Annotated in this window: 22 protein-coding genes, 1 tRNA gene, 3 rRNA genes and 2 pseudogenes; 2 read left to right on the top strand and 26 right to left on the bottom strand. The window is 39.9% G+C overall.

The features are described 5' to 3' along the window. Positions 1 to 5: 5 nt before the first annotated feature. The gene (istA, locus tag M9189_RS07920; protein ID WP_250722186.1) at positions 6 to 902 is read right to left on the bottom strand and encodes an IS21 family transposase; all 897 of its coding nucleotides are present in this window, start codon (positions 900 to 902) and stop codon (positions 6 to 8) included. A gap of 381 nt (positions 903 to 1,283) precedes the next feature. Between istA (M9189_RS07920) and M9189_RS07925 the strand changes: the two genes are divergently transcribed. Next, entirely contained in the window at positions 1,284 to 1,754 is a 471-nt protein-coding gene (locus tag M9189_RS07925) for a CD225/dispanin family protein (RefSeq protein WP_250722188.1), read from the top strand. Next, complete coding sequence (locus tag M9189_RS07930; protein ID WP_250722189.1) at positions 1,744 to 2,133, top strand: DUF2752 domain-containing protein; 390 nt, start codon at positions 1,744 to 1,746, stop codon at positions 2,131 to 2,133. The genes M9189_RS07925 and M9189_RS07930 overlap by 11 nt, the downstream gene beginning before the upstream one ends. A 162-nt stretch (positions 2,134 to 2,295) precedes the next feature. Here the strand turns inward: M9189_RS07930 and M9189_RS07935 are convergent, their stop codons facing one another. The 25 genes and pseudogenes from M9189_RS07935 to M9189_RS08050 all read right to left on the bottom strand — a co-directional run bounded on the left by M9189_RS07935 (position 2,296) and on the right by M9189_RS08050 (position 25,073). Then, on the bottom strand, positions 2,296 to 3,039 hold the full coding sequence (locus tag M9189_RS07935; protein WP_250722191.1) for a WecB/TagA/CpsF family glycosyltransferase: 744 nt from the start codon (positions 3,037 to 3,039) through the stop codon (positions 2,296 to 2,298). Positions 3,040 to 3,175: 136 nt separating this feature from the next. Beyond that, positions 3,176 to 3,526: a cupin domain-containing protein gene (locus M9189_RS07940; RefSeq protein WP_250722192.1), complete on the bottom strand. Its 351-nt coding sequence runs from the start codon at positions 3,524 to 3,526 to the stop codon at positions 3,176 to 3,178. Beyond that, on the bottom strand, positions 3,504 to 4,511 hold the full coding sequence (locus tag M9189_RS07945; protein ID WP_250722194.1) for an NAD-dependent epimerase/dehydratase family protein: 1,008 nt from the start codon (positions 4,509 to 4,511) through the stop codon (positions 3,504 to 3,506). The genes M9189_RS07940 and M9189_RS07945 overlap by 23 nt, the downstream gene beginning before the upstream one ends. Continuing rightward, complete coding sequence (locus tag M9189_RS07950) at positions 4,508 to 5,596, bottom strand: glycosyltransferase family 4 protein (RefSeq protein ID WP_250722195.1); 1,089 nt, start codon at positions 5,594 to 5,596, stop codon at positions 4,508 to 4,510. Before M9189_RS07950 ends, M9189_RS07945 begins: the two co-directional genes overlap by 4 nt. A gap of 211 nt (positions 5,597 to 5,807) precedes the next feature. Further along, positions 5,808 to 6,422 (bottom strand): annotated as a pseudogene (locus M9189_RS07955) (integrase core domain-containing protein); the annotation flags it as partial. A gap of 89 nt (positions 6,423 to 6,511) precedes the next feature. Then, positions 6,512 to 7,231, bottom strand: coding sequence for an IS21-like element helper ATPase IstB (gene istB, locus M9189_RS07960; protein ID WP_250722173.1), 720 nt, complete (start codon positions 7,229 to 7,231; stop codon positions 6,512 to 6,514). Between the two features lie 17 nt (positions 7,232 to 7,248). Next, positions 7,249 to 8,793, bottom strand: a complete 1,545-nt coding sequence (gene istA / locus M9189_RS07965) for an IS21 family transposase (protein WP_250722197.1) — start codon at positions 8,791 to 8,793, stop codon at positions 7,249 to 7,251. Between the two features lie 302 nt (positions 8,794 to 9,095). After that, entirely contained in the window at positions 9,096 to 9,362 is a 267-nt protein-coding gene (locus M9189_RS07970) for a transposase (protein WP_250722198.1), read from the bottom strand. Between the two features lie 67 nt (positions 9,363 to 9,429). Further along, a complete protein-coding gene (tnpB, locus tag M9189_RS07975) occupies positions 9,430 to 9,591 on the bottom strand; it encodes an IS66 family insertion sequence element accessory protein TnpB (RefSeq protein WP_256469227.1) in 162 nt (53 codons plus the stop codon). 6 nt (positions 9,592 to 9,597) lie between these two features. Continuing rightward, positions 9,598 to 9,957: an IS66 family insertion sequence element accessory protein TnpA gene (gene tnpA, locus M9189_RS07980; RefSeq protein ID WP_250722201.1), complete on the bottom strand. Its 360-nt coding sequence runs from the start codon at positions 9,955 to 9,957 to the stop codon at positions 9,598 to 9,600. 213 nt (positions 9,958 to 10,170) lie between these two features. Next, positions 10,171 to 11,349 (bottom strand): O-antigen ligase family protein, encoded by a 1,179-nt coding sequence (locus M9189_RS07985; RefSeq protein WP_250722203.1) that lies wholly within the window; start codon positions 11,347 to 11,349, stop codon positions 10,171 to 10,173. Positions 11,350 to 11,420: 71 nt separating this feature from the next. Beyond that, a complete protein-coding gene (locus tag M9189_RS07990; protein WP_250722204.1) occupies positions 11,421 to 12,230 on the bottom strand; it encodes a LicD family protein in 810 nt (269 codons plus the stop codon). A 5-nt stretch (positions 12,231 to 12,235) separates the two neighbouring features. Beyond that, entirely contained in the window at positions 12,236 to 12,892 is a 657-nt protein-coding gene (locus M9189_RS07995) for a GNAT family N-acetyltransferase (RefSeq protein WP_250722206.1), read from the bottom strand. A 5-nt stretch (positions 12,893 to 12,897) separates the two neighbouring features. Further along, a complete protein-coding gene (locus tag M9189_RS08000; RefSeq protein WP_250722207.1) occupies positions 12,898 to 13,299 on the bottom strand; it encodes an FAD synthase family protein in 402 nt (133 codons plus the stop codon). A gap of 3 nt (positions 13,300 to 13,302) precedes the next feature. After that, a complete protein-coding gene (locus tag M9189_RS08005; RefSeq protein ID WP_250722209.1) occupies positions 13,303 to 14,253 on the bottom strand; it encodes a sugar-transfer associated ATP-grasp domain-containing protein in 951 nt (316 codons plus the stop codon). Between the two features lie 702 nt (positions 14,254 to 14,955). Continuing rightward, positions 14,956 to 16,401, bottom strand: coding sequence for a lipopolysaccharide biosynthesis protein (locus tag M9189_RS08010; protein WP_250722211.1), 1,446 nt, complete (start codon positions 16,399 to 16,401; stop codon positions 14,956 to 14,958). A gap of 2 nt (positions 16,402 to 16,403) precedes the next feature. Further along, entirely contained in the window at positions 16,404 to 17,429 is a 1,026-nt protein-coding gene (locus tag M9189_RS08015) for a metallophosphoesterase (RefSeq protein ID WP_250722212.1), read from the bottom strand. A gap of 510 nt (positions 17,430 to 17,939) precedes the next feature. Then, a 5S ribosomal RNA gene (gene rrf, locus M9189_RS08020) occupies positions 17,940 to 18,050 on the bottom strand. A 105-nt stretch (positions 18,051 to 18,155) separates the two neighbouring features. Continuing rightward, positions 18,156 to 20,980: ribosomal RNA gene (locus M9189_RS08025) — 23S ribosomal RNA — on the bottom strand. Between the two features lie 85 nt (positions 20,981 to 21,065). Then, positions 21,066 to 21,139, bottom strand: a tRNA-Ile gene (locus M9189_RS08030). 112 nt (positions 21,140 to 21,251) lie between these two features. Continuing rightward, positions 21,252 to 22,777: ribosomal RNA gene (locus tag M9189_RS08035) — 16S ribosomal RNA — on the bottom strand. Together the 16S, 23S and 5S rRNA genes with 1 tRNA gene alongside form the textbook arrangement of a ribosomal RNA operon. Before the next feature lie 220 nt (positions 22,778 to 22,997). Beyond that, positions 22,998 to 23,420, bottom strand: coding sequence for a DUF5606 family protein (locus M9189_RS08040; RefSeq protein ID WP_250722214.1), 423 nt, complete (start codon positions 23,418 to 23,420; stop codon positions 22,998 to 23,000). 27 nt (positions 23,421 to 23,447) lie between these two features. Then, positions 23,448 to 23,501 (bottom strand): hypothetical protein, encoded by a 54-nt coding sequence (locus M9189_RS12985; protein ID WP_419184196.1) that lies wholly within the window; start codon positions 23,499 to 23,501, stop codon positions 23,448 to 23,450. A 49-nt stretch (positions 23,502 to 23,550) separates the two neighbouring features. Next, positions 23,551 to 24,060: pseudogene (coaE, locus tag M9189_RS08045) on the bottom strand (dephospho-CoA kinase); the annotation flags it as partial. 11 nt (positions 24,061 to 24,071) lie between these two features. Next, positions 24,072 to 25,073 carry a CdaR family protein gene (locus tag M9189_RS08050; RefSeq protein WP_250722218.1) on the bottom strand — a complete coding sequence of 334 codons (1,002 nt, stop codon included), beginning with the start codon at positions 25,071 to 25,073 and terminating at the stop codon, positions 24,072 to 24,074. Between the last annotated feature and the right edge of the window lie 22 nt (positions 25,074 to 25,095).

A 25,095-nucleotide genomic window follows, 5' to 3' on the forward strand; every position in this document is an offset into this window, starting at 1 on the left:
CGTTGCTACAACATGTTATTATAGCCTACAAGGTGTTTTTGGATCTCTTTATTGAGGTCATCCAGAGAAAAGAAGGTCATGTTGCGTATGGGGGAATAAATTCGCCGGTAGGATAAGTTTACGGCATTTTCCACCAATGCTTTATCCTGCGGGGCATATCCACGAGCCGGATTTACTACGCTGTTGTAATGACTCGCAAAATCTAAAAATGAGCGATTGATACGAGGCTCGTATTTACTGGCTTTAGTAACTGCTGACTTTAGATTATATGATACAATGGCCTGGGGTACGCCCCCAAAGTATGACAAGGCATTGGCAGTGCACTTTATTAAGGATTCCATGGTTTGGTCGGGACAGGCCTCAACGTAAGTGTACTGACTGCAGGGCAAAATAGCCACAAACACCTCTACTGCCTGGATTTCCCCGGTATGCTTATCAACTATTTTAAGCTTCTTGCCGGCGAAGTCAATGTAGAGTTCATGACCGGGCTTATGGGGAAGTTTCATCGAGCCCTTCTCTTTAGAGTACTTCCTTCGGTAGTGCTCGACAAATTGAGTGTAACTGTATGGCTCTTTAGCTGACGACTTATATTCAGAGTAATGATGTAGTAGCGTAAATCCAGGATGATTTGGTTCTGCATGCATATTGGTGAAGAACTGCATCAGTTCATCAAAGCGAGGATTCTTTATGGTGGTGTGGCCCGGGAACAACTGGGCAAGTTCATAATCCGATAGCTTTAGGAGTTCTTCTATGCCATGCTTACTAGCCTTAAACTGACTTACATAACTGTTAATAGTGTTGCGATGAATGCCAAGAGTATCAGATATACGACGATTACTTAAGCCATCCATGTGCAACCTTAAAATTTGCTTTAGTTCCATTAGATCAAGAATGTGTGCCATATCGCTTTTTTATGGCGATATAGAAAATTAAACTTGATCTCTCAAACTGGCACAAATCAAACCGTAATCGTGAGCCTTAAGCGGCTCTCCAAAATGGCACAATTCGAACCAAAATAATTGGCACAGTTCGAACCGAAACAGAAAGGGGCATTACTGTTGCGATTTTTCCAAAATCTGGCCTTGGTTCGTGGCACATTTTGGCCGAAATTAGTGGCACATTTTGAACCGTTTTACCCACCTGAGCATAGCCCCTTTCGATTAGGTGGCATTCTCATAGGCACAATAATATCTGAAACACTTAAATAACAGACCGTATTTTGCAAATATTAAATATTTTTTACAACATTGTATTAGAAATAACTTTATCCGAATTCTAAAATTATGAAGAAGTATTTTTACTCAGATGGAACGAATCATTATGGTCCATTTACGAAAGAAGAACTAAGAGAAAAGGGAATTACCCGCGATACTCTGGTGTGGTATAAAGAGTTGAATGACTGGCATCCAGCCGGCAAACTTTCGGAGTTGAATGGAATTTTCGAGTTAGCCCCCCCACCAGTGGAAAAACCTACCAGTTCCAGCACAATAAGTGACCTTAAGTTCCAACAACCTCCTAAGACATGGTTAGTTGAATCAATACTGGTAACAATTTTTTGCTGCTTACCCTTTGGGATAGCTGGGATAGTAAATGCCTCAAAAGTTGAGTCAAGATTTTATGCAGGTGATATAGAAGGAGCAAAAGCAGCCTCGGCAAAGGCCAAAACCTGGACAACAGTAAGTTTCTGGCTAGGATTGGCAGGCTCAATACTTTACATAATTGCAATGCTTGCAGGAGCTGTAAGTGGCTTTTAAGAAGATATTTATCAAATGGGGTATAGCAATAGTAGTAGTATCAACTATTGCTATACTTTATAAAAACTATAATCCAGGTGAGATTCATTTGTTCCCTAAGTGTCCTTTCTGGGCTATTACCGGATTAAAGTGTCCAGGCTGTGGTTCACAAAGAGCCGTTCATCATCTATTGAATCTGGAAGTACTAAGTGCAGCCAAAGAGAACATTCTACTGGTTCTCTCAATCCCATATATACTGGCAGGACTTATAATTGAAAGGCTCAAGAATCCAAGTGAGAAACTCCTGGTTTGGAGAAAACGGCTTTATGGCAGAACCGCCATCTATATAATACTTGCAATAATCATAGCATTCTGGATCATGAGAAACCTTTTACACTAAGGTGTTGGATAATCCGGAGCATGTTGACCCCCTCTTTATAAAGAATATCGTTTCCTAGGTCTATCAAAGTTCTCCTAATGATTAGGAGAAACTCTCATAGCTTAATACTAGCTTATTAAAAAATCAAAACGTGGTTTACCGAATACTAACAAACCACTTACCTTAACATCTATTCTTTCTCTTTTTTTTCTCCTCCTTTATTAATCGTGGCAGTAGTTTAATAAAACGTAAATACCTTGGAATGTTCTTTTTAGGCTCTTCAATAGCTCTGTATAACCACTCTAATTTCAGACGTCTCATCCATGCTGGAGCTCTTTTAACCGAACCTACCCCTGAATAAAAATTAAATATCGCACCAAAACCAAACATCACACCTCTTTCAAGGAATGGCAATAACCTATTCATAAAGAATTCCTGTTTGGGCGCACCAAGAGAAACCCAAATAATATCTGGGCGATAATTATTAATATCTGCAGCTATTGACTTATAATCAAATTCATCAACGCTTCTAAATGGTAATTCAACGAATGGCATATTAGCAATTTTAGGATCAATCTTGCTAAGTTCTTTACGCAATCCAGACAGGACTTTATGAGTATTACCTAAAAAATACTGTTTATATTTTCCTGAACGGACATAGTTTATAAACAAATCAGCACCAATATATGGCTTAAAAGGTTTTTTATGGATAAATCCCAAAATCGTGGCCAGCATAGATCCATCACAGATGTTTACAACAGCACCATTCAGTACTTCTAAAAACTCATTATTAACATTAGCTACAGATAAATTATTACTTTCAACAGAACAAACATATCCTGGCTTATTGTTTTTTATGCAACTACCGATGACATCATCAACAACGAATTTGTCAAATTCAAGATTTACATTAAAATACTTTTCCATTTGAGTGTAATTTATGCCACTTACGACTGTTACCGGCAATCAAATATGTATGATTTTCGGTATATAAGGATGCATGATTTTGAATTAAAAACTGAAACTAGATTTTATGCTTTCCACAGGTACTAAAAAGGTCAAATCATTTATCACTAAATTGGCATCCCCAATAAATCATTTCTGTATTTTTCAGGGCATTAAGACTGTGTTCTGCTCCGGCAGGTATTTTAATAAAGTCATCCTTCTCTAGAGAGTAGTTTTGATTCTCTACCTCAAATGATACACTCCCTTTTAGAATAAAGTAAAACTCCTCCATATCCGGATGAATATGCTTATCAATGGAGCATCCTTCCTCAAGAAATCCAACTGCAACTTGCGTAATATTCGAATCACTATCTTGCCATTTCAGCAATACTTTTTTCAATCCATACCCATGACTCGTTAAAACCGAATTAAGCTGTGATGTTTTTTTAATTACCAATAGGTTTTTCACTTTCGATCTCCTTTTTAATCCAATTAAACTGCCTCATAAGCCCATCTTTCAGTGATACTTTAGGCTCCCAACCCAACACGCGCTTAGCTTTTGAATAATCAGCACTTCTTGCCTTATCCCCTTCAGGTTTCGTAACATCAAATTCTATTTTAATGTCTTTCCCTGAAATATCGACAACTGTCTCAGCGATTTCCTTAATAGAGGTACAAACAGATGGTCCCAATTGGATAACACCTTCTCCCAAACCCTTCTCTAAAGCTAAAACAATCCCATTGACCACATCATCAACATGAATAAATGCGCGACCTTGAGAACCGCTTCCCCACACAATAAAAGGTTCGTTTGGATAATTAATTGATTTTCTAATCAGAGCAGGAATAACCTGACTTCTTTCCCCGAAATCACATGGAGATCCATAAACATTATGGAACATCAGATTACAAACCGGAATACCGGTTTCTGCACCCAAAAGGTCAGTTTCATACTGCCCCATTAACTTACTCCAACCATAGGCTGATTCAGGAAGAGCAGGATACAACTCTTCCTCTCGTAAAGGTTCAGGGTCTATGGTATTTTGGCGGGTAAGTGGGAAACTACATGCGGTTCCGGCATAAATAAAGCCCTTAATGTGTTTCCCATAATTCCGTACTGAATCAATAACATTCGAATTTATCAAAATATTCTGTCGGAATAAGGAGCCTTGATTATTGAACACATAATCAATGCCAGCAACAACATCAGCAAGATGAACAATGTAATCCACTTTCTCAATTAAGTCATCACATGAATGACTAACAGATAAATCTCTGTTGAAAAAATTATTATTTAAATCAATTATCGGATTCCCATTGTTGTCATTCAAATAATCAAGTCTCCCGCGCCAAAGATTGTCAACTATAAAAACTTCGTTTCCAAGTGAGACTAATTTCTTAGTAAGGTTTGAACCAATCATCCCGGCTCCTCCGGTTATCAATACTCTTTTCATTTTATTGAATGTTTATATATGCTTAATAGTTTAGATAAATACTTCTTATTTGAATAGTTTTCTTTAACTGTCTTCCTCGCATTATTGGACAGCCTTAATTTCTCCTCATTAGGCAGTTGAAACAAAAAGGCCAGTTTTTCTTCAATATCACTCGAAGACATCTTTTCAACCCTAATGCCATTATACATATTTTCAACAACAACTTTCATTGATGCATCATCAGTTACGACAGGTATCACTCCACAACTCATAGCTTCTAATAAAGAGATTGGTAACCCCTCACCATAGGTTGATGGTAAAACGAAAAAATCTGAATTAGTTAATGCTTTAATCTTTTCTTCTCCTGATATTACACCTCGAAAATCAAAATCATCTCCCATAATGTTTTTTAACTCTTCAACTAAAAATCTCTCCAATTCGCCTTTACCACATAAAACAAATTGGAACCGATGTTTTTTATATAAATCCTTAAAAGCACTTGTCAAATATATAAGCCCCTTACTTTCATGGAATCGACCCAAAAAAATAATTTTTGGAACTTCATTGAATAATTTAGGACCTTCGTGAAAGAATACTTTTGTATCAATACTATTAGGTAAAGAAATTGCATCAAATCCATACAATGATTTAATCAAATTCGCTTCAACATCACTTAAAACAATTCTTTCTTTACTTCCTTCAAAAATTGAATTGATCAGTAATAATTTAAGCTTACTCTCAGGCTTCTTCGTTAGAAACTCTCCTCCATGGATATGAAGAACAACTGGAACGAAACAAATCCTCGCCAGGAAATTAAACAGAACCTCCCTTAAAAGACCTTTATTATTAAACGGCAGATTTTGATGAAAAACATCAATCCTGTTCTTTAATATATATACAGGAAAAAGAAAAAGCCTATATATTGTATTTAAATAACTTAAAAGACCCCACTTGTCTTTATCAGTTCGCCCCACTTCTAAATGATAATAAACTATATCATTTTTTGACTCAATAATAGAGCTTACAACAGCAGATATTCCACTTACATTTTTATCAACACTTAAGCTTGGTGCTGATATTAATACACGAATCCTTTCTTTCGCCATTGCTATGTTTATATATTTTATTTAACAGTTGAATATTGGTTATACAAAACTTTTATATGTTACAAATATAGGAAAACGGAAGTGTGTAGGCTTCCCCTTTTTAGTACAGTTCAAAAGTAGACAAATCTTTCTTATCCCGACAACCGTTTTGATGGGCGTAGTGTAGCGAAGTCATAGCCGAAGCGGAACGGAGCCCATCAAAACGGTTCGGGCCATCGTCCCTGAGTTCTCTGTACTTTCTTGGCGACATGCCGCCCAAAGCATCATGGGGCCTATGGTTGTTATAGTCATCCACAAACTCTTGCGATACCGACCTCACTTCATCGATGTTGTCGAACAGGTAAGCGTCCAACACCGATTCGCGATAGGTCTTGTTGAAACGCTCGATATAAGCGTTTTGAGTGGGTTTCCCCGGTTGTATATATTTGAACTCTATCCCGTTTATCTTGCTCCAGTTTTGCCCTATTTTGGCTATAAACTCTGGACCGTTGTCCATGCGTATATTCTCCGGTTTCCCGTACCTGTTTACCAAGTGCTTCAGCACCCAGATGACCCTGCTGCTTTTTAGCGAATAGTCCGTTTCGTTGAACAGGACCTCGCGGTTGTAGTCGTCTATCACGTTGAAAGACCGGAACTTCACCCCGTTGCTCAGAACATCGCCAACAAAATCGATGCTCCAGGTGTGGGTGAATTTCCCGGGTACGCCCAGGGGCTCTTTCACCCTTGCCGGCAAACGCTTCTTCGTCTTGCGCCGCAGGGGCATGCCCATCTTTTTGTAGATGCGGTGCAGTTTTTTATGGTTCACGGCCTCGCCCGTATTGCGCAGACTGGATATTCCGGTGATATTGACCCCTCATTCCGGTGATACTGACCCCTCACTGGTAGAGGTTCAAAGAACGTGATAGACTGACAATATTACCGTTTTTTTCTTAAACTTTCTCCATTGAGCTCGATACGATATGCAGTATGAACTAATCGGTCCAGGATAGCATCTGCTATTGTATCATCTCCAATGATATCATACCAGTTAACTACTGGAAGTTGACTGGTAATAATCAAGGAGTTTCGAGCATGTCTGTCTTCTATAATTTCCATGATATCCATACGTTGCTGTTGGTCTAATCTGGTTAGTCCAAAGTCATCTATAATAAGTAAATCTGTTTTGGATAACTTTGTAAACATCTTATGGATAGAGCCTTCAAGTCTGGCCATTTTTGTTCTCATCAGCAGCTTCTGTAAGTTGTAGTAAGCTACCTTTTTACCCTGCATACAAGCTTGTTGTCCTAAGGCCGACGCAAGGAAGCTTTTCCCACAACCCGAAGCCCCTGTGATTAAAACAGACTCGCCATTTTCCATGTAGGCTCCAGTGGCAAGCGTTGCTAACATTTCTTTATCTACCCCTCGGGCAGCATCAATGTAAATTTCTTCTATTGTTGCTTGATAGCGGAAGCCCGCATTCTTTTTAAGTCGTTCGAACCGATTGTTCTTACGACTTTGATACTCATTCTGTAATAAAAGTTTTAGTCCTTCAGATAGGCTTAGTTCATGATGTTTTCGTGTTTCAAGCAGAGCCATCCAGGCCCGACTCATACCATGCAGACTTAATTCTGCCATTTGTGTTTCAATCTCTTTCATTGCTAATTGGTTTTTAATTATTTGTAGCACTCTCTGCCTCTTACGTTTTGATGTTTAGGCAAAGGATTATCTTCGGGGACATCGGTGTCCCAGATCACTTTGTTTTTTATAAGGTTACGCACGAGTGTATAGCTATATCTATTGAGCTCTATGGCTATTTTACAGGCCTGAGCGAAGTCTTCAGGTTCAGTGTCCCTTTGAAGGCGAAGAAGACCATCACAAGTGCGGTATAATTGTTCTGGATATTTTCCTTGCTGAAAAAGTTGGACAAAGAGATTATATAGTTCATCAGATGTCCTCTTGGCTTTTTCCATGTAATAATCAGGACTTCTGCTGAGCCAGTGTTGATGATTTGAGCAAAGGTGTTCCTTGACACTGGTATATTGCCCGGCAGTGTATGACCTTGCATGAACGGCTACCAGTTCATTATTTACGTAAATGGATACTATAGATCTGGTATAGATCACCATTGCCTTACGTCCAACATGAATGTAAGGAACACTATAATAATGACGATCCTTAAACAAGCATATGTGATTATTGGGAGCCACAGTGTATTCTTTGTAAAACTTCATTTCATAGACTGTCTTAGGAAGGGGCTGTAAGAGATGCTTTTCATCGGCCAGAAACTTCTCTTCGCGACAATATGGTTTTATTTGCATCCTGGTTTGATTATGCCTTAATACCAGAGCTGCAATACTTTCATTAAGCTCATGTAAGCTATGGAACTGTCTGTTACGGAGTTTTGCATAAATCCTGCTGTAGATGATTTTTACCTGATTCTCAACCAGAGCCTTGTCTTTGGGACTTCTTACCCTTGCCGGAACAATGGTTGTTCCATAGTGATTAGCCAAGTCATCAAGTGCCACATTGAGTTCCGGTTCATAGCGATCTGACTTTATTACAGCTGACTTTAAGTTGTCAGGGACAATGGCTCTTGGAACTCCTCCAAGATAGGACAGGCAGCAAGATATGGCATAAATAAAATCCTCAACTCCTTGCGTTTTTACAGCCATTGCAAAGGCATAATCGGAGTATGGAAGGCATGCTACAAAAACCTGACACTTAATAATCTCTCCGGTTTGTATATCGACATATGATAGCTGCTTACCAGCAAAATCAATGAAGAGCTTGTCTGAAGGTTCATGATGTAATACGGCAGTAGGTTTGGATGCCTTTTGATGCTGATGCAGATGATAACAAAACTGTGAGAAGCTGTAACCGTTAGGGTTGGATTCTTTGTATTCTTCCCAAAGGATTAGCCTGGTTACCCCATTGCGCTTAAGCTCTTGGACATAATAATCCATCTGCTTTTTTAGAAACTCGTAGCGATGTTCCTTATATGAAGGATTACCCAGATGAAATTTGCTCTCAAGAACAGGATCGTCCAACTCTAGCAAATCATCGATATTATATCCTGATGATTCATACTTATGAAGATAAGACTTCACAGTATTCTTGCTAATGCCCAGAATGCGAGCAATCTCTTTCTTTGCTTTACCTTGTTGGTGTAGCCGAAGTAACTGTTTTATCTGACTCATTGGTCTGGTTTTTCCTGCCATCACAAGACTTTTTAGTGGATAGTTCCACTAAGGAAACCAAAACCAGTGAATTTGATATGATTACCATAAAGGGGGTCAACATGCTCCGGATTATCCATGCAGACGGTGGTAGCACTTCCAAAAACCTTCGGTGGGGTGATCTTTAGCCAGCTCTTCTAATCTGTCCATGTAATAAAAATCGTTTTTGACCGATGCATAGTTTAGGCTGCTCCTGCTGAGCCGCAACAAACGACACGCCTTGCCGATGTCTTTGGGCCGCTCTTGGCGGACGGCACCGATGATGGTCCTTTTCTCGCAAGGCTTTAGAGCTTTTTTTCGATGATGTATTTGGCAACGTCCAATTCCATGGCAAGGTTGGCGTACATGCGCTTCAACCTCGCGTTTTCCTCCTCCAAGGCCTTGACGCGCTTCATCTCGCTCGCGTCCATGCCCCCGTAACGTTGCCGCCATTTATACAGCGTGGCGCGGCTTATGCCGTGCACACGCGTCAGTTCGTCGATGCCTTTGCCGTTGTCGAACTCTTTTAGGATGCCCGCTATCTGTGTCGGGCTGAAGGTGCTTCTCTTCATCTGTTTTACGTTTCTTAAAAGTTATACATTATGGTCTACTTTTAAAACGTACTGTTTTTGGGGGAGCTTACACAGTAAGTCTCTTGTTAACGAAGATAAAGACCTCACCACTCTGCACGTCACGCTTCATCAAAGAAGTGACAATACCGCTAAGGGTGTAAGAACTTTTTCGCATATCCACGGCTCCTGGATATAGAAAATACTTTAGATTACCATGCAAATGAAACATCGGAAATTAATCATAAAGGTGAACTATAGCCCTTAATAATTCCAAGTCCATGTTCTCACGAATTACCATCTTGGTTCCATTAGGAAAAACAAGTTCAACAGGTGCCGTTGAGCTGTTTATGTCATCGGTTCTGCTTGAGGTTACCCTGGATTGATTGTCGCGTACTGGGTGCTCAGCAGATACTGAATCGAAAACCAGTGGTATAAAGCACTTAGGTTCTTCTTGTGCTGTGTTCCACAACTGCTTTCTCCAGTAATAAAAGCTGGAAGGGGATAATGCCTGGTTAGAACAAAAGTCTCGTACACTTAAATTTGATTCCTGGTATTCCTTATAGAGCTGTTTGAAGGTCGTTAGTGTCATCCTCATTTTTTGCCTTCAAAGAAACGAAGCCTTAACATTGATCACAATATGTACTAGGCCGAATGCTTACTACCCACAGTATTCAACATAGAGCCGAAAAACACTGTATTTACTTTACTCGGTTATTCTCCGGAACTAGGGGGTCAACATGCTCCGGATTATCCAAGAACCTCTCCGCTCGCTGAAAATGAATTTATTATAAAAACAACAAATAACGCTTTAATCAATCTCAGCAGTTAATTGGGATGCTCTCTTTGGGCTAAGGACATAACCTAAAATCATCATTGGCAACAAGCCCCTATGGGAAACAATGGTAGTGTCGGCAATTGATTCAATTAAAAAGAAAGCAATTATTATCAACCCTATTTTATACTCAACAATTTTTTCTGCTAAAGATTTATAATCGACTAATTTCCATAAACGATACCAAAATACCACAAAAAGCATTATCCCTATATAACCAAACTGTGATAATACTGGGAAAAAAGTGTCTGCAACAAATTTATCATAGGAGGGACTCAGTCCCCATACTTTGTACAAATCATATTTATAGTACAACGGCGAATAAAAATCTCGGGAGGCCTCATTTCCATAAGTACCAAAACCTGAACCAAATGGGAAATAGTCATTTAAGACGTTCACAGCATTTTTATACAAAACCGGACGCGCGATCCAATCAGAAGAAAAGCCTTCAACCACATACAAATTCAATTTGCTCCATGCTGCAATTACCACCACTACAAACACAAAAAGTGATATTATTAACGTCCTAAATGACAATACAATTCTATGTCTTACGAAAAGAAGAACAAAACTAGCAATTATGAAAATACCATAGAATTTCGATCTTCCAGACAATAATCCCAAACTCAATATAATGATTGAAATTAGAAGATCAGATTTCTTGCTATGATTAAAAGTGTAATATAAAATTGATAAACTAAAACAACATGTCGCGAAAGTAGTAGGATGGCCGAAAAACAAATCCAGAACTCCTAACATAGATGCAATTACTAAGACGCTAAACAAAGTCAATACAGTAAAACGTAGTATTTGCCCTTGTTTTTTAGAGAATGACACACCTAAATAGTAAAACGAAAAGAACGCCAGATAAGGTTTAGCTTGCTGTAGAAAATCTGCCAAAACAGCTGCAGGAACAGTAACATTAATTACCAAAGAATAAAAAAAATAGAATAGAAATACAACTAGAAAAACAAATAATCCTTTTCCTATTGATCCATTATGTGTAAGTGAGATTATAAAATAGAAACAAAAAAGTATTAGTAATGTAATCTCATCAATGAGGTTTATAGCTAATGGTTCATATAAAACTATTCCAAATATAGTGGTACATATTATGATAATAAATCCAATTTTATTTACAAGCCACTGTTTCATGAAGTGTGAAAGTAGAAAATATATAGTCCTTAGATTTCTGATTGTAACTTTGTTTTTGATCCCCCCTCACTCTAAACATTACTTTCCAATTCGAAAGCTTCAATCTGATGATGTGATACTCTTTTGTTTGGCTCAGGCAACTTCATGTAATCCTTATACATACTCTTAAGCAGTAGGTCATATCCTACAGGACATGGCATGGGTATTCCTTCAAATTCAATAAAAACAACCTTTTCAAACTCTTTTTTATCATATGATATTCTCTTGTCTGTGCTCGCACATACGGTAACATACTCGGACTTTTCAAAACTATATAACCTATTGATTGAATCTAAAACTCTTACTAATAGGCCAAATGGAATCCAAAATGCGAACAATTTACCTAAACTAAGTAATAAATTCCTTCCTAAACTTTTCTCCTTTTTAAAAACTTTAATTTTAAAATTATACAACAATCTAATAACTTCAAAAAGTCGAAAATGAATCCATTGAATTATACTATTAGAAGATGCACCATCTATGGGAAAAACATCCACAGAAACACCTATCTGATGACCATGGTTAGATCTTGGTACAACTAAAGTATTTATATCCTGAACCTTTGCATAAAAATAAGGTACATATTTATTAATTCTGAATGATTCTACTTTGTATTGTTTGTGGGAAACATTAAATGTATGCAAGAACTTCTCATAATCAGGTCGTGACATAGCAATATCAATATCATCATCCCATGGAATAAAACCATTATGCCTGACTGCACCAAGAAGGCTTCCATATATCAAATAGAATCTAAGGTTGTTTTCATTGCAAAATTCAACTATCTCTTTAAGTATATTTAACTGTATCGACTGAACTTCTTTATTACTAAGCCTCCTCATTCAGATTATTGTTTTATATTAGCTAATTTAATCCTTTCCAATATTTCTGGATAGAATCTGAAATCTCCATTTTCTTTGTATAAAGTTTTGCAAATTAAATATGAAATTCCATATCTTATTAGTCTATACCAATCAGGTACATTTTTGTTCTTTAGTGGGGTTTTCATTACAACACTATAGTAGTTTGTTCCCTTATGAGAGACTAGACCTACCTTTTTGTGCCCCAAACGATCATACCACGAGATAAGCCATTTAGCTTTTATTGAGGTATCCGATATAATCGAATCTACACCTGTCTCTTTTGCGATCTCAACGATTCGATTTCTAAGCATTAACCCAATTCCACGACGTTTATAATCAGGATGTACTGTAAGCGAATGAAGATAGAAGTATGAATTATCATAATACCACTTATGTATTAAGGAATGCTTCCTTCTTTTTAATACATAAGTCTCTGTTGCAATAAGGTTTCCTTTATAAAGTACTACCATACATGTGCCTTCTTCTAAGCGCTCTATAGTTTTCGAAACATCTTGAACTGCAGCAGAATACAATATCCCGTTTTTCAAATGTTCAGCATATCCTTTATGTAAAAGGTCAGTGATTTCTTCCCAAGTAATGTTCTCTGGTTTTGGAATTATGATAATCTCTGAGATATCCATAAATACTAAATGCTCTTATTTGCTAAAATTTCTCTAATTCTGGTCGAAGAAATTCCTTCCGTCCTATCCACCATAACTAAATCCTTGCCATTTTCTCGACACCAATCAAATGCCAACTGAAAGTACTGATGATTCTGATCCGGGCCAAACGCAAACACATCGAAATCGACCTTCTGAACAATCTCATCTACTCTCTCATATTTAATCACTTCATCCACACATTTAATGCTGCTCACAAAATACATTCTCTCCTCCAAACTATACAGAAATTTTACACCTTTTGAATTCTGCTTATCATCATGAACAGCAACAATTAAATAATCTCCAACTGATTTTGCAGTTCTGAGTACATTTAAATGTCCAATATGAAAGAAATCAAAGACCCCAACTGTTAAAACCTTTTTCATCAATCAAAAATATATATCATTATTACTTTTACAATAATTAACCACTTCCTGAGTTCTTTCACCAAAAATTGGTCCTGTACAAAACTGTATCCAAAATATACCTGGCACTTTGGTATTCCCTTCAAGAAAAATGGGAGACCCATCAGCTCCAACTGCAAAATCCCATGCAACCATTCCTAAAGTAGGATACAGGAAAGCATGGTTTTCTATAACTATTTTTCTAATTTTGGGAAACGCTGTAACTCTACGGCCACTAAATTCTATACCATTTGCAGTCAACCAAATCTTTTCAAAAGTCTGCGTAATACCAAAATCAAATAATCTTCCATATTCATCCAAACCCACCATAATCCCACCAGCACCAGCGTTATCAACTACAGAACCGGGAAGTCCTATTCTAAGTGAAGACCTTAGAATGCTAACACGTCCATTTAGGTACAATGAAATAATGCGAATTGTATTAATAGAAGTTTTATTAAAAACAGATGTTTCATCATGCTGTCTAACTACTTCTTGTACAAGAAAATCATCCTTATACTCCTGTATTAGTAATATCGCTTCATCTTTTGTTATATGCCGATTAAAGACACGAACTCCTACCCCTCCATGTGAGTTCTTACTAGGCTTTATTACAAAACTGCCAAGCGTAGTCCAATAATCAATAATATAATCCAAATCAGCCACTTGGTATCCCTGTACATAAAAATTACTATTGATTCGTTTAAAGAAACACTGAGGTTGTTTCAATTCTGAAAACAGACGTTCAAATAATCCCTTATTTACGAAAACGGCAGCATCTTCTTTAGGATTTAAAACTCTTATTATAGAGGGGTCATACAATGGCATCGGTAGGAATCTAGAATCAAATCCCCTAACAGCTTTGTATAATCTATATGATTGCAAATGCCTAGTCGAAAATGGTATCCCTCCCCATGTTTGTTGAATTTGCTTCAACTCTATTCTATTTAATGATGGCAAATGTCTGATTATTGACATTTTATTTTCTTCCCGTAACCACCTCTTCCTGACCCTAGATACTCTAATCTTTTGTATCAAAGATCTTACATAACGCGAATTCATATTAATAAAGTCAAATATATTGTGTTTGGGGATTGTATTTATTTCTTGGGACTTAGTTATAAATTTTAACAAAAACCTTTCAACTCCTATAAAAAAATAACTGCAAAACCAGATTATTTAAGTGCAATGATCAATTACTCTATGAATACTCATTCAAGCAAAATCATATGCTCGAATCATTCACATATTGCATCTAATCCTTCCCATCAAACCTGCCTAATCAAAACCATCGCAATTAAACGCATCAGTTTGCTTATTATAACAACACATACAAGATTTGATGATTTTCTCATTCTGAGACATCCCAAAAATAGACATTTTTCATCAGACTTACCCTTTCTCAAACTACTTTAACAAGGGCCTTTTTCTCATTCAAGTGCTAAATGCTTTTAGATTTTAATACCAAACAGCGTACTTTCACAATATTTGAAAAACGCACACTGTATGTCATTCCAGTTATTATATACTCCAAAGGAAAATATCTTTTTAGTCTAACATATACCAATATCATCATCAAAAGAGTGCGTATTAATAATAAGCCAGAAAACAGTCTGATCTTGAAGGAAAGGTAAAACATCATCTCCTAAAAAGCCGTTTAAACACATTTAGGTATATGTTTAAGCCACTAGATTTAGTAAGATATGAAATACCAATATACAATGCTAAATAAGCAATTGATATTAAAGTTATATCAATTATTATAGTCGATGTATGTAAAAAAGGAGTAAAAAAATAAACTAATATTCCTACTATGATTGAACATGTTAGGGAACCAAATACATCCCTAATTTGACAAATTATACCATACCCAATAAGCTTTCCAAGAATAAATGCATTAACAAAAAAAGAAAGGTACGCAGCACTTGCAACGCCCCACATCAACCCCATTATACCAAATCTCAACCCGAAAAAGATAATTACTAAGCCTACAACTCTTTTGCCTACCTGGATAGTAAAATACAGAGACCCCATTCCTAATGATTTAACAATATTTGTGTTCAATGTGTTAAGTGCATACAACATTCCCCACACACAAAATATTTGGAAAAATGGTACTGAATCTATCCACCTCTCTGTGAACAATAAAATAATCAAAGGTTTGGCAATTATTATGAGCCAAAACATCAAAGGAAAATTGATAAATGTAATTGCCTTAATGTTATTTCTTAGACCTTCCCTAACTTTTGATAAATCATTTTGCAGTCTAGAAAACACAGGAAAAGATACTTGATTGACTACTGCGGCCAATCCTTTTGTTGGAACCTCTTCAAGTTTTTTGGCCTGTGTATAATATCCTAATTGATCTGCTGAAAACACTTTTCCAATTATCAATGCTTGAATGTTCACGTATATTGTCTCAGCAAGATTTGCTAATAACACAAAGGAACCGAAGCCAAACAACTCCTTAAATGATTTTATACTAAAACCAAAACTTGGCTTCCATGATCCCAGAGTAAAACAAAAAATAGCAATAACAACACTAGTAGTCAGATTTTTTACAACCAGACTCCATACTCCCCATCCCAAATATGCTAAAAATATGCTTATGATAACACCTGATAGATTTCCTGCAATATTTATAAGCGCCAACAATTTGAAATTAAGTTGGCGCATTAATTGATTAACTTGTACTAAGTATAAAGAGTTTATCAAAAGTACTAAACCCAGGACCTTAAGTATATCGTTTAACTGATTAATATTATAAAATGCAGAAATAGAATCAGCAGTAAAAAACAAGGTGATATAGAAAAAGACAGATATAGCAAGATTCCACGAAAATACCGTCGAATAATCAATATCATCCACTTGATCCTTTTGAATTAGAGCAGATGCTAAACCTCCATCTATTAAAGTGTTACATATTGCAATAAACACCATCATCATCCCAATTACTCCAAAATCCTCAGGTGACAATAACCTAGTTAATACAATATTCCCTAAGAAAGAAATAATCATAGACCCAAACCGATGCACAGAACTCCACACTATGCCCAAAACTGCTCTAGTCCTTAATTCACTCATGTTTATTTGTAGATAAACTCAATATATGATGGTGACCATATATTATCAAATAAGGAATACGTATGAACTTTTAGGGTTTTACTATCTTCAAGGAATTCAAGGATCTGAATCCATCCTCCAATCGATTCTGGATGTTCATGAATTGCAAACATATTTTGTAAAACAGGAAGTCCTTGGTTATTTTCAGAAATTAAGCTTTTTGCTCCTCCTCCCCGATGTCCACATAGTACTAAACGAATGTTATTATTCATAACCAGTTTTTTCCATAAATCCTGCCCATCATTTACCCCACCATCACCAAAAGAGCCATCCTTAGACACAAAAGTATATGGACTCAATGTTTGATAGGAATACTTCTCATGGTCATACCTTTCGCCATTCTTGTCAAGAAATGCATGGGTAAGTAAAATTCCTGTTCCATGCATTTCATTTACATATTTACTCGCCCACTCAACTACTGCATCTCTTGGACCAAACTCTAAATTGACCAGGTAAAATTCATTTCCTTGAATTTTAAATTCATATATACTATTTTCATATGCACCATCCTCATATGATGTTACATATGTTTTCATTTTTGATTCATCGAAATAATCATTATATAAAGTTGTTCTATCCTTACTGTTACCGCCTTCTCCATAATCGTGATTACCTACAGCTAAGACGTAATCAATCTTTCCATCAAATACAGAGAAGCTTCTTTTAGCAGCTAAATACTCAGACTCTTCGTTTCCATCTGTGATGTCACCTACTTGAAGTACGAGAAGAATATTAAAATCACTTTCAGAAATATGTAATACCCTTTTTGTTAACTCTGTTAATTTTCTCCTCCTAGAAGAATACCTTGTATATTCCTGGATATCAGGTATCAATATTACTAATTGAGATGAATGAGAAAGTACTTGTTCTCCTGAATCATTCAGGTTTGTAAATGTGAATTGGTCGGAATTTTTTCCAGCTAATTCCTCAAACCAACTACAGGAAACAATAAAAATAATTATCACAAATGCTAATACATATCTTATCATCTTCACACGTCTTAAACAGTTTTAACTAAAAGTTTATATAATATAAATATGGCTATTTAGCAGCTTTGCACACTTTATAGAAGTTATATAAAATTGCTATTTGCCTTAATCTTCAATGGATAAACAAAATTATACTACCATTAACCCAATATACTACTCACTCATTATACTTAAAATACAATACTTGATAATACAGTTGTTGCTTAAAAAATACACCTCCGGCAGGTCAGTCACACAGGGCGCAAAGTTACCTAAAATAATAGCGTTTTCAAGGTTTTTTAAAACTAAATGGACGAATTTCAGAGGCCCACAGAAAAATCTGAAATACACGTCAATACAAACAAAGAGGTGCTACTCAAATGCAACTTGGACCGCTTTTTTTTTCGCAAGAGTGAAAGGCCATACTGATTATTGTGGCGTATATAACACGAAAGCCGGTCCAGATTGCTCTGAGCCGGCTTTTGTAAAAAATAAGAGGCTGCCCTTTATCGGACAGCCTCTCTCTTGTAAGATGGGCGGCGACCTACTCTCCCGTTTTTACGCAGTACCATCGGCGCGGCAGGGCTTAACTTCTCTGTTCGGTATGGGAAGAGGTGGATCCCCTGCGCTATAGCCACCTAAATATCTTAGAGTTTGTACTCTATCTTTGTTCATTGCTACAACCTTCGTCGTAGTGATATCTTAACATATTGATTACAAGATAAAGACTTGAGACTAAAATACCAGCTCTGAAAGTCTCGGGTAATTAGTACTGCTCGGCTTTGATGTTACCACCTTTATACCTGCAGCCTATCAACGTCATAGTCTTTAACGCCCCTTATATGGAGATCTAATCTTGAGACAGGCTTCGTGCTTAGATGCTTTCAGCACTTATCCCTTCCAAACATAGCTACTCAGCGCTGCACCTGGCGGTACAACTGATACACCAGAGGTTTGTCCATCACGGTCCTCTCGTACTAATGACAGGGTCTCTCAAATCTCCTGCGCCCACAACAGATAGGGACCGAACTGTCTCACGACGTTCTGAACCCAGCTCGCGTGCCACTTTAATCGGCGAACAGCCGAACCCTTGGGACCTTCTCCAGCCCCAGGATGTGACGAGCCGACATCGAGGTGCCAAACCGCCGCGTCGATGTGAGCTCTTGGCGGCGATCAGCCTGTTATCCCCGGAGTACCTTTTATCCTTTGAGCGATGGCCCTTCCATGCGGAACCACCGGATCACTATGCCCTAGTTTCCTACCTGTTCGACTTGTCGGTCTCACAGTCAAGCACCCTTGTGCCATTACACTCTACTGACGATTGCCAAACGTCATGAGGGTACCTTTGGGAGCCTCCGTTACTCTTTTGGAGGCGACCACCCCAGTCAAACTACCCACCAAGCAATGTCTCCCTCTCTCTGAGGGATTAGACTTCAGGCAAGTCAAGGGCCGTATTTCAACGGCGACTCCATGATACCTGGCGGCACCACTTCATAGTCTCCGGCCTATCCTACACATAACTTACCCAAAATCAATGCTAAGTTGCAGTAAAGGTTCACGGGGTCTTTCCGTCCCGTTGCGGGTAACCGGCATCTTCACCGGTATTACAATTTCACCGAGCTCACGGCTGAGACAGTGCCCAGATCGTTACACCATTCGTGCAGGTCGGAACTTACCCGACAAGGAATTTCGCTACCTTAGGACCGTTATAGTTACGGCCGCCGTTTACTGGGGCTTCAATTCAATGCTTTGGATTGCTCCTGACATCTCCTCTTAACCTTCCAGCACCGGGCAGGTGTCAGGCCATATACCTAATCTTTCGATTTTGCATAGCCATGTGTTTTTGTTAAACAGTCGCCTGGGCCATTTCTCTGCGTCCTGTCAATCGCTTAACAGGAACCCTTTCTCCCGAAGTTACAGGGTTAATTTGCCGAGTTCCTTAGCCGTGGATCACTCGAGCGCCTTAGTATACTCAACCCAACTACGTGTGTCCGTTTACGGTACGAGCCGTTATACTCGCTTTTCTCGGTACAAGATGCTTGCCTTCGCTTCGGCCGAAACCTAAGCTCAGCGTGCTATTCCGTCAGCACCCAGACATCTCTCTTATACGTCACTTTTGTTGTATAACGGGTACAGGAATATTAACCTGTTTGCCATCCACTTCCCCTAACGGGTACGTGTTAGGGCCCGACTAACCCTGATCCGATTAACGTTGATCAGGAATCCTTGGTCTTTCGGCGTGGGGGTTTCTCACCCCCATTATCGTTACTTATGCCTACATTTGCTTTTCCAGACGCTCCACAATACCTCACGATACTGCTTCGACGCTGACTGGAATGCTCCCCTACCAATGATACCTAAGTATCATTCCATAGCTTCGGTAGTATGCTTGATGCCCGATTATTATCCATGCACGGTCGCTCGACTAGTGAGCTGTTACGCACTCTTTAAATGAATGGCTGCTTCCAAGCCAACATCCTAGCTGTCTCTGCAACCATACCGCGTTTTCTTCAACTTAGCATACATTTGGGGACCTTAGCTGATGGTCTGGGTTCTTTCCCTCTCGGACACGGACCTTAGCACCCATGCCCTCACTCTCGAAAAACATTATCCAGCATTCGGAGTTTGTCAGGATTTGATAGGCGGTGAAGCCCTCGCGTCCTATCAGTAGCTCTACCTCTGGATAACTCTTAATCGAGGCTGCACCTAAATGCATTTCGGGGAGTACGAGCTATTTCCCAGTTTGATTGGCCTTTCACCCCTACCCACAGTTCATCCGAAAACTTTTCAACGTTTACCGGTTCGGTCCTCCATTTCGTGTTACCGAAACTTCAACCTGACCATGGGTAGATCACTAGGTTTCGCGTCTATCCCTGCCAACTTAGCGCCCTTTCAAGACTCGCTTTCGCTTCGGCTCCGTGTCTAACAACACTTAACCTCGCTGGCAAGGTATAACTCGTAGGCTCATTATGCAAAAGGCACGCTGTCACCCCAATAAAGGGCTCCAACAGTTTGTAAGCGCACGGTTTCAGGTACTATTTCACTCCCCTGTTAGGGGTGCTTTTCACCTTTCCCTCACGGTACTGGTTCACTATCGGTCTCTCAGGAGTATTTAGCCTTACCGGATGGTCCCGGCAGATTCACGCAAGATTCCTCGTGTCCCGCGTTACTCAGGATACTGCTCGTAATATCATACTTACGTGTACGGGACTTTAACCCTCTATGATGCAACTTTCCAGATGCTTCCACTTCGTATTAATATTATCTTTATGCAGTCCTACTACCCCAACCCTGCCTAAACAAGATTGGTTTGGGCTATTCCCGCTTCGCTCGCCGCTACTGGGGGAATCACTTTTGTTTTCTTCTCCTCCGCCTACTAAGATGTTTCAGTTCAACGGGTTTGCCTCCTGAATTGCTCCAGGATACCAGGCCTTCAACCTGGTGGGTTGCCCCATTCGGAGATCTGCGGATCACAGGTTATGTGCACCTCCCCGCAGCTTTTCGCAGCTTGTCGCGTCCTTCTTCGCCTCTGAGAGCCTAGGCATCCGCCGTGCGCCCTTCTTTACTTTCTTTAATGCTTTAGCATTTTTTTCCTCTAGTCTTTCTCTTGTAATTCAATATGTCAATGATCGTTCTGCACTCTTACTTTGTGCTGTGTAGTCCTGCGCAGAGTTGAACTGCGGACCTCTACATTATCAGTGTAGCGCTCTAACCAACTGAGCTACAGGACTGAGTAGTGCTCGGTAGAGCAGTGTTATGATAATGATGCAATACCATAAGAAAAGACATTCAAGCTGATTTCCTTCGCTTTTTCTCAGGAAGATCTTTACTTAAGCTCTCCAGAAAGGAGGTATTCCAGCCACACCTTCCGGTACGGCTACCTTGTTACGACTTAGCCCCAGTCACCAGTTTTACCCTAGTACGCTCCTTGCGGTTACATACTTCAGGTACCCCCGGCTCCCATGGCTTGACGGGCGGTGTGTACAAGGCCCGGGAACGTATTCACCGCGCCGTGGCTGATGCGCGATTACTAGCGAATCCGGCTTCATGAAGTCGGGTTCCAGACTTCAATCCGAACTGAGACCAGCTTTCGAGATTGGCATCCCCTCGCGGGGTAGCGGCCCTCTGTACTGGCCATTGTAACACGTGTGTAGCCCTGGATGTAAGGGCCGTGCTGATTTGACGTCATCCCCACCTTCCTCACGGTTTACACCGGCAGTCCCGATAGAGTGCCCACCTTTACGTGATGGCAACTATCGGCAAGGGTTGCGCTCGTTATGGGACTTAACCCGACACCTCACGGCACGAGCTGACGACAACCATGCAGCACCTTGAAGAGTGTCCCGAAGGAAAAGCATCTTTCGACACCTGGCACTCCCCATTTAAACCCAGGTAAGGTTCCTCGCGTATCATCGAATTAAACCACATGTTCCTCCGCTTGTGCGGGCCCCCGTCAATTCCTTTGAGTTTCATCGTTGCCGACGTACTCCCCAGGTGGATTACTTAATGCTTTCGCTCAGTCACTAGCTATATATCGCTAACAACCAGTAATCATCGTTTACAGCGTGGACTACCAGGGTATCTAATCCTGTTTGATCCCCACGCTTTCGTGCCTCAGCGTCAGTAACAGCTTAGTAAGCTGCCTTCGCAATCGGCGTTCTGTGGTATATCTATGCATTTCACCGCTACACACCACATTCCGCCTACCTCAACTGTACTCAAGAACGGCAGTTTCAAAGGCAATGCTACAGTTAAGCTGCAGTATTTCACCCCTGACTTACAGTCCCGCCTACGCACCCTTTAAACCCAATAAATCCGGATAACGCTTGCATCCTCCGTATTACCGCGGCTGCTGGCACGGAGTTAGCCGATGCTTATTCATAGTATACTGGCAGACATCTACACGTAGATGTGTTTCTTCTACTATAAAAGCAGTTTACAACCCATAGGGCAGTCTTCCTGCACGCGACATGGCTGGTTCAGGCTTGCGCCCATTGACCAATATTCCTCACTGCTGCCTCCCGTAGGAGTCTGGTCCGTGTCTCAGTACCAGTGTGGGGGACCTTCCTCTCAGAACCCCTAGACATCGTAGCCTTGGTGAGCCGTTACCTCACCAACTAGCTAATGTCACGCATGCCCATCTATAACCTGTATCGCTACATTTAACTACTAATCCATGCGAATCAATAGTGTTATGCGGTGTTAATTCCCCTTTCAGGGAGCTATTCCCCAGTTATAGGCAGGTTGCATACGCGTTACTCACCCGTGCGCCGGTCGTCAGCGGTATTGCTACCCTGTTACCCCTCGACTTGCATGTGTTAAGCCTGTCGCTAGCGTTCATCCTGAGCCAGGATCAAACTCTTCGTTGTATGAAAAGTTTTTAAAAATATTATCTGGGCTCAATTCTAATCTTCCTCAAAGGAATTACGCTTTCCTGTCTTTTCTTTTTAGGTATTGCATCAATATTTTCAAAGATCGTTATTCTATTCACTAAGCGCCTTGCCATCTGCAAAGCGGGTGCAAAAATACGCATTATTCTATCCCCTCCAAATATTTCCTGACTAAATTTTCAAGAAATTTTTGTAGGTTTTACTTTTCTTCCTCTTTCTTAGATAGTTCCTCTCTGTAGGCTGCTACAGTCTCAGCAGTGATAATTCCCTTTTCCTTGAGAAGCTTGTACCAAACAAACACCTTCTTGATGTCAGATGCATATACTCTGTCCTCATCAAAGTTGGCAACAGCTTCCTTGAAGGCAGCCTTCAAAGTCTTAGGATCTGACTTGGGATCAATATCCATCCCCTTGTCAAAGATCTCAGCAAATACCAAACCCAGCAGAATATCACCATCAGTGGTATACATTGAAATATCTTCAAGCGCACTGATCTTGGAAGCTCCGAATGCGGGCAATCTCTTGCCGTCTACCAGAGACTCTACAATAACGCTGTTCTTAGCCTGGGAAACAAGCTTGAAAAGTCCGGAATATCCGGAAATAGCCAAAATATCCTTCAACATCTTTCTAAAAATTTTTGTGCAAAAATACTATAATACATCAAACTGCAAAAGCTCCTGCTGCCTTTTGCTTAAGCTCACGATATACCTCCAGCACCTGAGGCACTACAAGCTGCCTTTCATCGGCATGTATCACATAGGTGCTGGCAGCTATCTTTAGTTCATCGTCCCATTGATTTCTCACACGCGCCAGGATGGCCTCTTCTGTCAGCCCGTCCCTCTTCATTACTCTCGCCTTGCGTAGTTCAAGCGGAGCCGTTACTGTTATAACTTCGTTCAAGAACCTGTCTCCTCCGCTTTCAAAAAGGATGGCACTTTCCTTTATAACCAGGTCTCCCTCCTGCTTCTCACACCAGTCAAGAAAATGAAGGTACACCAGGGGGTGTACCTGACTCTCCAGTTGCTTGAGCAAGTCTTGATCGTTGAAGACGATTCCGGCTACATATTGGCGGTCTAATTTTCCATCCACATAGGCTCGTTCACCAAACAAACTCTGATATACTTCTATTACATTGGGATCAGAGTCTATAAGCTTCCTGGTCTCAATATCTGCATCATAGACGGGAACACCAAGGCTTCTGAAAACCTTTGCAACGGTGCTCTTGCCGCTGCCTATGCCTCCTGTCAGACCAACCTTGTACATATATTTGGATCTTACCTGCGTTCTAGTACATATTCGACAAAGAGCGGGTCATAATTATAGGTCACTATACCCTTGGGTGTCCTGCTGATTCTTACCCTGAGACGCTTGGGACGCTCAAGCTGCAATACCTCTGTGGCATCTACAATAGCTGAGAAATCACCGGATGATATCTTGTCAAACTTGCTGAGTCCGGCTCTGAAAGTTAGCTGGACGGAGGTCGGGAATGTTTTAAGTAAAAGGGAGTCGGGCAATCCTTCGACGCTGACGGGAACTGAAATGGTTTTTTCACTGAAGCGTTCAACCTTGATGTCGACTACTACCTTACGATGGCTCATATCTATGTTGCTAAGCCTTTCAAGCTCGACTTCCTTCTCAAAGTCACCTGCAAGCTTTTCAGCAATGAGGGGTTTTATATATATAGCAGAAATAGTATCAATAGCACTCAATGGGCCACTTACTGTAACCGAATCGGGCCTAAAACCAATATCGTCGGCCAGGATAAACTGTTGCTCAAAGGCAAGTTCGCCTTTGAAGCCTACGGGCACTTTGCGTGTAGCAAACTGATCAACATGCAGAAAGATAGTATCAGGTTGGAGATCGACAAGGTCCATACCAAGCAACAAGCGGCTACGTATCTCTCCCATCTCAGTACGGGAAAGCAAAAATGCCATACTCTTGCCTTCCTTCTGGGTAAGTCTCATATTGGATACATCCAGTTCCAGAGGAACAAAACGGCTGCTGAGCTTTTGGCGTAGTATGTTGAAACCTGTGGCCTTGACCTTAGCCTCTACCTTCTGGCTGCTTCCGTCGAGTATCACGAGGTTGTCAGGCACATTGACAAAACTGACAGGACAACTCAGGCTGGTAACATATTCACCACGAAGGGCGTTGATAAACCAAAACAGGGTCGATAGACACAAAAAACCCAAAAATATGTAAAAGTCCCGGTTGCCTAAAAGTTTCTTTATCCGTTCTACTAAACCGCTGAATCGTATCTTATCAAAGTATTTCATAAACAAAAAAGCCAATGTTACA

Source organism: Xiashengella succiniciproducens, from assembly GCF_023674465.1.
GTDB lineage: Bacteria > Bacteroidota > Bacteroidia > Bacteroidales > Marinilabiliaceae > Geofilum > Geofilum succiniciproducens.

Coding starts and splice junctions, on each gene's coding strand:
- M9189_RS08000 (WP_250722207.1), bottom strand. CDS start 13,299: ATGAAAAAGGTTTTAACAGTTGGGGTCTTTGATTTCTTTCATATTGGA.
- M9189_RS07995 (WP_250722206.1), bottom strand. CDS start 12,892: ATGGATATCTCAGAGATTATCATAATTCCAAAACCAGAGAACATTACT.
- M9189_RS07990 (WP_250722204.1), bottom strand. CDS start 12,230: ATGAGGAGGCTTAGTAATAAAGAAGTTCAGTCGATACAGTTAAATATA.
- M9189_RS07925 (WP_250722188.1), top strand. CDS start 1,284: ATGAAGAAGTATTTTTACTCAGATGGAACGAATCATTATGGTCCATTT.
- istA (WP_250722186.1), bottom strand. CDS start 902: ATGGCACACATTCTTGATCTAATGGAACTAAAGCAAATTTTAAGGTTG.
- M9189_RS08050 (WP_250722218.1), bottom strand. CDS start 25,073: ATGAAATACTTTGATAAGATACGATTCAGCGGTTTAGTAGAACGGATA.
- M9189_RS08010 (WP_250722211.1), bottom strand. CDS start 16,401: ATGAGTGAATTAAGGACTAGAGCAGTTTTGGGCATAGTGTGGAGTTCT.
- M9189_RS07970 (WP_250722198.1), bottom strand. CDS start 9,362: ATGAAGAGAAGCACCTTCAGCCCGACACAGATAGCGGGCATCCTAAAA.
- M9189_RS08040 (WP_250722214.1), bottom strand. CDS start 23,420: ATGTTGAAGGATATTTTGGCTATTTCCGGATATTCCGGACTTTTCAAG.
- M9189_RS07985 (WP_250722203.1), bottom strand. CDS start 11,349: ATGAAACAGTGGCTTGTAAATAAAATTGGATTTATTATCATAATATGT.
- istA (WP_250722197.1), bottom strand. CDS start 8,793: ATGGCAGGAAAAACCAGACCAATGAGTCAGATAAAACAGTTACTTCGG.
- M9189_RS07945 (WP_250722194.1), bottom strand. CDS start 4,511: ATGAAAAGAGTATTGATAACCGGAGGAGCCGGGATGATTGGTTCAAAC.
- tnpA (WP_250722201.1), bottom strand. CDS start 9,957: ATGAGGATGACACTAACGACCTTCAAACAGCTCTATAAGGAATACCAG.
- M9189_RS07935 (WP_250722191.1), bottom strand. CDS start 3,039: ATGGAAAAGTATTTTAATGTAAATCTTGAATTTGACAAATTCGTTGTT.
- M9189_RS08015 (WP_250722212.1), bottom strand. CDS start 17,429: ATGATAAGATATGTATTAGCATTTGTGATAATTATTTTTATTGTTTCC.
- tnpB (WP_256469227.1), bottom strand. CDS start 9,591: ATGTTTCATTTGCATGGTAATCTAAAGTATTTTCTATATCCAGGAGCC.
- M9189_RS07950 (WP_250722195.1), bottom strand. CDS start 5,596: ATGGCGAAAGAAAGGATTCGTGTATTAATATCAGCACCAAGCTTAAGT.
- istB (WP_250722173.1), bottom strand. CDS start 7,231: ATGAAAGAGATTGAAACACAAATGGCAGAATTAAGTCTGCATGGTATG.